Origin of the sequence: Vibrio sp. Vb1980, from assembly GCF_033338615.1 — a bacterium.
In the GTDB taxonomy this organism is placed as follows: domain Bacteria; phylum Pseudomonadota; class Gammaproteobacteria; order Enterobacterales; family Vibrionaceae; genus Vibrio; species Vibrio alginolyticus.
Window position 1 is genome coordinate 1 of the sequence record NZ_JAWOSZ010000033.1, and the last position, 9,052, is coordinate 9,052.

4 protein-coding genes and 1 riboswitch are annotated in these 9,052 nt (G+C 44.0%); of the genes, 2 read left to right on the forward strand and 2 right to left on the reverse strand.

What is annotated here, in order from left to right; genetic code table 11:
- Positions 1-91 precede the first annotated feature (91 nt).
- Positions 92-1,213: a pyridoxal-phosphate-dependent aminotransferase family protein gene (locus R7F64_RS23340; protein WP_258658904.1), complete on the reverse strand. Its 1,122-nt coding sequence runs from the start codon at positions 1,211-1,213 to the stop codon at positions 92-94.
- A gap of 220 nt (positions 1,214-1,433) precedes the next feature.
- Positions 1,434-1,612, forward strand: a riboswitch (Lysine riboswitch).
- A gap of 101 nt (positions 1,613-1,713) precedes the next feature.
- Between R7F64_RS23340 and lysC the strand changes: the two genes are divergently transcribed.
- Positions 1,714-3,066: a lysine-sensitive aspartokinase 3 gene (lysC, locus tag R7F64_RS23345; RefSeq protein ID WP_017821324.1), complete on the forward strand. Its 1,353-nt coding sequence runs from the start codon at positions 1,714-1,716 to the stop codon at positions 3,064-3,066.
- An 86-nt stretch (positions 3,067-3,152) separates the two neighbouring features.
- Here the strand turns inward: lysC and metH are convergent, their stop codons facing one another.
- On the reverse strand, positions 3,153-6,833 hold the full coding sequence (gene metH, locus R7F64_RS23350; protein ID WP_047103676.1) for a methionine synthase: 3,681 nt from the start codon (positions 6,831-6,833) through the stop codon (positions 3,153-3,155).
- Between the two features lie 191 nt (positions 6,834-7,024).
- On the opposite strand from metH, the gene R7F64_RS23355 reads away from it, so the two are divergent.
- Positions 7,025-8,356: a cation:proton antiporter gene (locus R7F64_RS23355; RefSeq protein ID WP_033907429.1), complete on the forward strand. Its 1,332-nt coding sequence runs from the start codon at positions 7,025-7,027 to the stop codon at positions 8,354-8,356.
- The last annotated feature ends 696 nt before the right edge of the window (positions 8,357-9,052 follow it).

Consider the following 9,052-nt stretch of genomic DNA (forward strand, 5'->3'; position numbering starts at 1 on the left):
TTTAAAATACAAAACGCCCGATGAAGTACATCGAGCGTTTTAGTTAAAAAGTGTCAACCCATATCAGGACGGGTCACATTGCTGTATGATTTTATTCAGTGAGTGACTCTTCTAACGCTTTTAAGCACAGCGCAACGTTTTCAGATCGAGCGCCGTAACCCATTAAGCCAATACGCCACGCTTTACCAGCTAATGCCCCAAGGCCTGCACCAATTTCTAGGTTATAGGTTTCTAGCAAGTGAGCACGAACTTTTGCTTCATCAATTCCTTCAGGCACGTAAATCGCATTTAATTGTGGCAACCGATGGGCTTCGTCCACAACAAATTTAAAGCCTAACTTTTGTAAGCCATTTTTGAGTTTTTCATGCATCAGTTGGTGACGAGCCCAAGCGTTTTCTAATCCTTCATTTTTCAGTATCAATAAAGCTTCATGAAGCGCATACAAGCTATTAACTGGCGCCGTATGATGGTAACTACGCTTGCCTTCTCCACTCCAATACCCCAAAACTAAACTCTGATCGAGGAACCAACTCTGTACTGGTGTTGTTCTTGCTTGAATCTTTTCAATCGCGGCAGGAGAAAACGTCACTGGTGAGAGCCCTGGTACACATGACAAACATTTTTGACTGCCAGAGTAAACCGCATCCAGTTGCCACTCATCCACTTTTAACGGCACACCACCAAGTGACGTCACCGCATCAACAATAGATAATGCATTATGCTGTTTCGCCAGCTTACTCAATGCTTGAGCATCACTGACTGCACCAGTTGAGGTTTCCGCATGCACAAAAGCAAGAATTTTTGTATCTGGGTGCTGTTCGAGTGCTTGCTCGACTTTATCAATGGAAACAGGCGTCCCCCACTCATCATCGACGATAACAACTTCGCCACCAGCACGGACGACATTTTCGCGCATGCGTTCACCAAATACACCGTTACGGCAGACGATCACTTTGTCGCCTTTCTCGATCAAGTTTACAAAGCAGGTTTCCATCCCTGCACTACCTGGCGCTGAAACCGCAATAGTGAACTCATTGTCAGTTTGAAAGGCATACTTCAATAGCTGCTTGAGCTCATCCATCATACCGATAAACAGAGGATCAAGGTGACCTACAGTAGGACGGCTTAGTGCTTGTAACACTTGAGGATAAATATCAGAAGGACCAGGTCCCATTAAAATACGGTGAGGCGGAATAAAGCTTTGGATCGACATGTCAGCTCCTTGATTATCTTTTATCCTGAGCATTCTAAAAGTTCTATTCAATAACATGGCTCAGGTGTAGGGTTCTTCACCCTAATAGATTTTTCCTCTATCAGCAATTAGCCGTAAGTATGGAGGTCAAACCAGTGTCACAAAATCGTTAATAAAAAACACCATAAAGGTTGAAATATTGATTGACATTAAGGCCTCAAAACCGTTCAATGTTTGAGCTTTATGTAGAAGAGGAGCGCTACCCAGGTAGATGATTTGTGGAACCGCAATTCCAACACCAATCATTGAGGGGGAGTAGTGCCGAGGTAAGTCAAAGTTGCAGGATTTGACTTGTCGGTTGAATTGGGCTGAATCCCATCAACTGTCATCAGCGCAGTCTGATGAAGGGCTTCTGAGGGTAAATTTTTCAAATAGCATTCTAAATACCTCTCTTTTTGCTCTGTTCCTTTTCTCACTAAACATTGGATGTACAATTTTTTAGGAAGTCGTGGGAGAACGCAGTGAGCGCATTTAACGTAGCTAAATTCGGTGGAACCAGTGTTGCCAACTTTGAGGCAATGAGTCGTTGCGCCACCATTATCGAAAACAATCCAAATACTCGCCTGGTCGTGAGCAGCGCTTGCTCTGGCGTCACCAACCTATTGGTAGAACTCGCCAACGGTGTTCAGGATCAAACGCACCGTACTGAGCTGCTGCAAAATCTGGCCAACATTCATGACGCCATTTTAACTCAGCTCGAAGACAGCACGAAAACTGCTGCCGAGGTGTATGGCATATTAGATACCGTAACCAGCCTGGCCGAGGCTGCATCTATCCAAGCTAGTGCGAAGTTAACCGATCATTTAGTCGCATGTGGCGAACTCATGTCGACGCATATTCTAACTCAGTTAATGTGTGAGCGAGGCATTCAAGCTGTGCGCTTTGATATCCGCGATGTGCTGCGTACTGATGACAACTTTGGTCGCGCAGAGCCAAACATTGAAGCAATTTCGACGCTTGCGCAAGATAAACTCGTACCACTTTGCCAACAATCCGTTGTTGTTACTCAAGGCTTCATAGGATCTGACGAAGCCGGTAATACAACAACACTAGGTCGAGGAGGCAGCGATTACAGCGCCGCCTTAATTGCTGAGAGCGTCAAAGCGGCAGGGTTAGAAATCTGGACTGATGTTCCGGGCATCTACACAACAGACCCGCGAATTGCGCCAAAAGCCTCACCAATTCCTGAGATCAGCTTTAGTGAAGCTTCAGAAATGGCTAACTTTGGCGCTAAAATCCTTCACCCTTCTACGCTAGTACCTGCATTGCGCCACGACATTCCGGTATTTGTGGGGTCATCGAAAGAGCCTGAAAAAGGGGGAACTTGGATTCGCCACCAAGTCGAAAGCTCACCGTTATTCCGTGCGCTAGCTTTGCGTTGTAACCAAACCATGGTAACGCTACGCAGCGCCAATATGTTCCACGCATACGGTTTCTTAGCAAAGGTCTTTGAGATCCTTGCAAAGCATAAGATCTCTGTCGATTTGATCACGACATCTGAAATCAGTGTATCGTTAACACTTGATCAAACTGATACATCTGGCGGAGCACCACAGCTGCCGCAAGCTGCACGAGAAGAGTTAGAAGAGTTATGTAAGGTAGAAGTTGAACATGACCTATGCCTCGTTGCTCTCATTGGTAACAACATGAGTGAGAGTAAAGGCTACGCGAAACAGGTTTTTGGCACGCTAGAAGATTTTAACCTACGCATGATTTGTTATGGCGCTAGCCCTCACAACTTATGCTTCTTGCTCCATGAATCGGTATCGAAACAAGCCATACAAAAACTCCACACGGAGTTGTTTGAGAAGTAAGTTCAACTCAATAAAACAAAGGGCTGCGTATCTGCAGCCCTTTGTTGTTTCATTAGTTGTTATATTTGGACGAGGTAAACATCAATTTAACCATTAATGTTTGGCCCTAACCATTTTTCAGCCTCGATCCTATCCCACCCCTTACGATCGGCGTAACTCTCTAGCTGATCTTCTTGGATCTGTGCGATCGCAAAGTAACGTGAGTCAGGATGAGAGAAGTACCAACCAGATACTGACGCACCCGGATACATTGCATAGCTGGAGGTTAGAGTCATGCCAATATTCTCTTCCGCATTAAGTAGCTCCCAAAGCGGTCCTTTTTCAGTATGCTCAGGGCACGCTGGATAACCTGGTGCAGGGCGAATACCTTGGTATTTTTCACGAATGAGATCATCGTTAGATAAATCTTCATCCGCAGCATAACCCCAAATTTCTTTACGGACACGCTCATGCAAATACTCAGCAAACGCTTCGGCTAGGCGATCCGCCACCGCTTGAATCATAATTGCGTTGTAATCATCTCCCTGTGCTTTGTATTCATCAGCAAGCTCTCGTTCACCAATACCACCAGTGACAGCAAATGCCCCTATCCAATCATGTTTACCCGACTCTTTAGGTGCGATGTAGTCGGATAAACAATAGTTGAATCCTTTTGGTTTCTCGGTCTGTTGTCGCAAGTTACGTAATACTTTCACAACGTCGGTACGAGTTTCATCAGCATAAACTTCAATGTCGTCCCCCACGCTCGCAGCAGGGAATAAGCCACACATTCCACGCGCTTTTAACAGGCCTTCTCGCTCAACTCGATCAAGTAACTCGTTGGCATCTTCGAATAAACGTTTTGCTTCTTCACCAACTTCTTCATGTTGGAAAATTGTTGGATACTTACCCACAAGTGACCAAGTCATAAAGAATGGTGTCCAATCGATGTATTGACGTAATATAGCCACATCAAAATCATCGAAGATATGAATGCCAGGCTTAACAGGCACTGGAGGAGTATAAGCTTCCCAATCGATCGCAACTTTATTCGCTCGAGCCGCTTCTAATGTCACTGGTTTGGTTCTCGGTTTCTTTCGATTATGTTGATCACGTACTCGTTCGTAATCAGCTTGAAGTTTTTCAACAAATTCAGGGCGACGTTCATCTGACAGAAGAGAAGTACATACGCCCACTGCACGTGAGGCGTTGTTCACGTAAACCACTGGATGCTTGTAATTTTGCTCAATCTTAACTGCTGTATGGGCTTTTGACGTTGTTGCGCCACCGATGAGAAGAGGTAAGTTAAAGTCGAGACGCTCCATCTCTTTTGCAACATGCACCATTTCGTCTAATGAAGGCGTGATCAACCCTGATAAACCAATAATATCGACGTTTTCTTCTTGCGCTACTTTTAAGATCTTTTCGCAAGGAACCATGACACCAAGATCGATAATTTCGTAGTTATTGCACTGCAATACAACGCCAACGATATTTTTCCCGATATCATGTACATCACCTTTGACCGTCGCTAGCAAAATCTTACCGTTTGTTTGTCCCACCTGCTTTTCTGCATTGATGTAGGGCTCCAGATGCGCGACTGCTTGCTTCATCACTCGTGCAGATTTTACGACCTGAGGAAGGAACATTTTACCTTCACCAAACAAGTCTCCGACGACGTTCATCCCATCCATTAGTGGGCCTTCAATCACCTCTAATGGCTTTGAAGCGTTGACACGAGCCTCTTCGGTATCATCAACGATGAACTCAGTTATTCCTTTCACTAACGCGTGCTCTAAGCGCTTTTCAACAGGCCAAGTTCTCCACTCAAGTGCAGAGGCATCCTCCTCTTTACCTACCCCTTTGCCTGCATATTCCGCCGCGATATCTAACAATCTCTCAGTGGCGTCATCACGACGGTTAAGAACGACATCTTCCACAGCCTCACGCAATTTTTCAGGCACGTTATCGTAGATTTCTAACTGACCCGCATTCACAATCCCCATATCCATACCATTTTTAAAACAGTGGTAGAGGAACACCGCGTGAATCGCTTCACGTACATAGTTATTGCCACGGAAAGAGAATGAGACGTTAGAAACACCACCCGAGATCATCGCATGTGGTAAATCACGTTTGATATCGCCAACGGCTTCAATGAAATCCACCGCGTAGTTATTATGCTCCTCGATCCCCGTAGCAATGGCAAAAATGTTTGGGTCAAAAATGATGTCTTCTGGTGGAAAGCCCACTTCATCAACAAGAATTCGGTAAGCGTTGGTACAAATTTCTACTTTGCGCTCACGTGTATCTGCTTGCCCAATCTCATCAAACGCCATCACAATCACAGACGCACCGTAACGGCGGATCAACTTAGCTTGTTCAACGAATTTCTCTTTGCCTTCTTTGAGAGAGATCGAGTTAACAATGCCTTTGCCTTGGATGCACTTAAGACCGGCTTCAATAACCTCCCACTTGGAAGAGTCAACCATGATTGGTACTTTTGAGATTTCAGGTTCTGACGCACAAAGGTTTAAAAAGCGAACCATACAAGCTTGTGCATCCAACATGCCTTCATCCATGTTGATATCGATAATTTGAGCGCCATTTTCAACTTGTTGACGAGCCACATCGAGCGCTTCATCGTACAGCTCTTCTTTAATCAAGCGCTTAAAACGCGCAGAACCGGTTACATTCGTACGCTCACCGACATTGATAAATAAAGAGTCTTTATCAATCGCGAGTGGCTCTAAGCCAGACAAGCGACAAGCAACGGGAAGTTCAGGTAATTGACGAGGGGCGATATTTTCAACCGCGAGTGCCATTTGGCGAATGTGCTCAGGAGTTGTACCACAACACCCACCAATCAAGTTTAAAAAGCCACTTTGAGCCCACTCTTTAACATGCTTAGCCATATCTTCTGGCGACAAATCGTATTCGCCGAATGCATTCGGAAGCCCAGCATTTGGGTGAGCGGAAACAAAAGATTCTGATATACGCGAGAGCTCTTCAACATAAGGACGCAGTTCATCCGGGCCAAGTGCACAGTTCAAACCAAACGAAATCGGTTTAACATGACGTAATGAGTTGTAAAACGCTTCTGTGGTTTGACCGGATAATGTTCTACCGGAAGCATCAGTAATAGTCCCCGAGATCATCACAGGTAACTCAATACCCATCTCTTCAAACACACTTTCAACAGCAAATGAACAAGCCTTAGCGTTAAGAGTATCGAAGATGGTCTCGATAAGAATAAGATCAGAACCACCTTTAATCAGCGCTCGAGTCGATTCAGAGTAAGCCTCAACTAACTCGTCGAAAGAAACATTTCGATATCCAGGGTCGTTTACATCAGGAGAGATAGAACAAGTGCGGTTCGTCGGCCCTAAAACCCCTGCGACATAACGCGGTTTATCGGGTGTTTTTGCGGTCCATTCGTCTGCAACTTCACGTGCAAGCTTGGCAGCAGCAAAGTTAATTTCTTCACTTAGGCTTTCCATCTCGTAGTCAGCCATCGCAATGGTTGTTGCGTTAAATGTGTTGGTTTCGAGAATATCTGCACCCGCTTCTAAATATGCAGCGTGAATTTCCTTGATAAGTTGAGGCTGACTTAGAACCAACAGGTCGTTGTTACCTTTTAGATCACAATGCCAATCCGCAAAGCGCGTTCCTCGATAGTCTTGCTCTTCAAGTTTGTACCCTTGAATCATGGTTCCCATACCACCATCAATCAAAAGAATACGTTGCTTCAATTGAGCTTCAATCTGTTGTATTACGTTACTTCCCACAGTACAGCCTCATTCCTTTAGTTATCTTTCCATCCTATCACACAAACTTCAGGAGTCTAGACGTCTAAACGTGGAATTAATGATTATTTTATCTCCTTCTTAACTTACAAAATAATCACGAAAAAATGTTTGCTATTTAAGCAGCATCAGCCGAGAATTCCATTCATAAAATGTTACAAATAGAGAGCTCTATGTCGGTCTATCATACTTTATGTTTTCTATCCGCAGCTGCGATGCTAATTGCTTTTGTAAACAGCAAGATAGGAAAGATGCAAACCACCATTGCGATTACCGCAGGTTCAATGGTGCTTTCACTTCTAATCTTAATTGCGGGTCAAAACAACTGGTTCCATCTCACCGAAATTGCGACGGAGACGGTCACAAGGATTAACTTCGAAGATTTCTTGCTCAAAGGCATTCTTGGCTTCTTACTATTTGCTGGTGGACTAGGCATCAAACTCCCGAACCTTAAAGATCAAAAGTGGGAGATCACTGTTTTAGCCCTTGGAGCCACACTGTTTTCCACGTTCTTTATTGGATTTGCACTGTATGGGTTTTGTCAGTTAATTGGCATCCAATTTGATTTGGTCTACTGCTTACTATTTGGTGCTCTAATATCGCCAACTGACCCAATCGCTGTATTGGCTATTGTGAAAAAACTAGATGCTCCTAAACGTATCTCCACTCAGATTGAAGGAGAATCGCTCTTCAATGATGGCTTCGGTTTGGTTATCTTCGTCACTCTATTTACGATTGCATTTGGCACTGAGGCACCAACTGTAGGTAGTGTCACCTTACTCTTCATCCAAGAAGCTATCGGTGGTATCGCATATGGTTTCGTCCTCGGTTTGCTATTCCACTACTTGATCAGTGCCACCGATGATCACTCAATGGAATTGTTACTTACCATTGGTGTCCCAACAGCAGGTTACGCATTTGCTGAATACATCCATGTATCAGGCCCACTCGCAATGGTTGTATCCGGTATTATGATTGGCAACTGGACACGCTTTATTGGCTTTTCAAAAGAGAGTGAAGATCACCTTGACCATTTTTGGGAGCTTGTTGATGAATTCTTGAATGGCGTGTTATTCCTACTGATCGGTATGTCGATGCTGCTATTTGAATTCCACAAAGAAGACTGGATCATGATGGCTATTTCAGTCCCTCTTGTACTAGCAGCTCGCTATCTAAGTGTATTTCTTTCTTACATAGGCTTTAAACGTTACAGAAAATATAATCCATGGTCAGTGCGTATTTTGACGTGGGGCGGTTTACGCGGAGGCCTAGCACTAGCGATGGCACTTTCTATTCCATCTGGTATTTGGGTGATTCAAGATAAGTTAATCGATGTAAAAGAGATTATTCTTGTAATGACCTACTCCGTCGTTGTTTTCTCTATCCTCATTCAAGGCTCAACAATCACTCCAATGATTGAAAAAGCAAAAGCAGAAGAGAAGAAGATGGAAGAGAGCAACCAAGCAATAACCACTCCGGAACATACGGAGACAGTGGACTCTTAAAGACACGTAACTTAATAAATAAAAAGCAGCTACCTAGCTGCTTTTTTCATAACTAATTTTCAGACTCCCCTTCAAGGACGAAGGCTCCTTATTCTTTGATATACCATCAAATATACGAAGAATCGCTACGCTACATTTTCATAGATACTAACTATTGCCGATAGATAGTATTCATAGACGAGTCTTTTAATTTACCCATTTTCATCTGTATCACTTCTCTTCCCTTGGCAATATAGGCTCCTCGCAAACATCAAAGCTAAACTTCCACAATACTTAGCAATGAGCGAGTTTGTATTTTTATGAGAAAGAGACATTTAGGGTGATTGCGTTCAGAACCCAAACGGGTTAGCAACCTCACCGAGATAAAACTGAGCTGGCACCCAGGTAGCAAAGCCTTAACGGAAGTTTAAATCCCTCCCTCTTGAACTCAGTGAGACTAAACTTGTATTCAAAGTCCTCCTGTTTTCAAATTAGAAACAAGCGACACCTCAAACAATTAAGCTCTGTCATATAACTAGATTTTCTAATATCGAATAAAAGGAGCTTTGGTGAATGAAGAGGCTCAAAACTAGCGCTCGAGACTGCAGGAACCACACAAAACTGCGTTCCACTTCACTCAAACAGGGCTTAGAAAGCATCGCCAGAGGGAAGCCGGCCTCTCGATGCAAGGTTTCAATATGAAAGTGGGTTTAAGGT

Bases quoted from the DNA above. Each gene is read 5' to 3' on its own strand.
- R7F64_RS23340 (WP_258658904.1), bottom strand. From the start codon at position 1,213: ATGTCGATCCAAAGCTTTATTCCGCCTCACCGTATTTTAATGGGACCT.
- R7F64_RS23355 (WP_033907429.1), top strand. From the start codon at position 7,025: ATGTCGGTCTATCATACTTTATGTTTTCTATCCGCAGCTGCGATGCTA.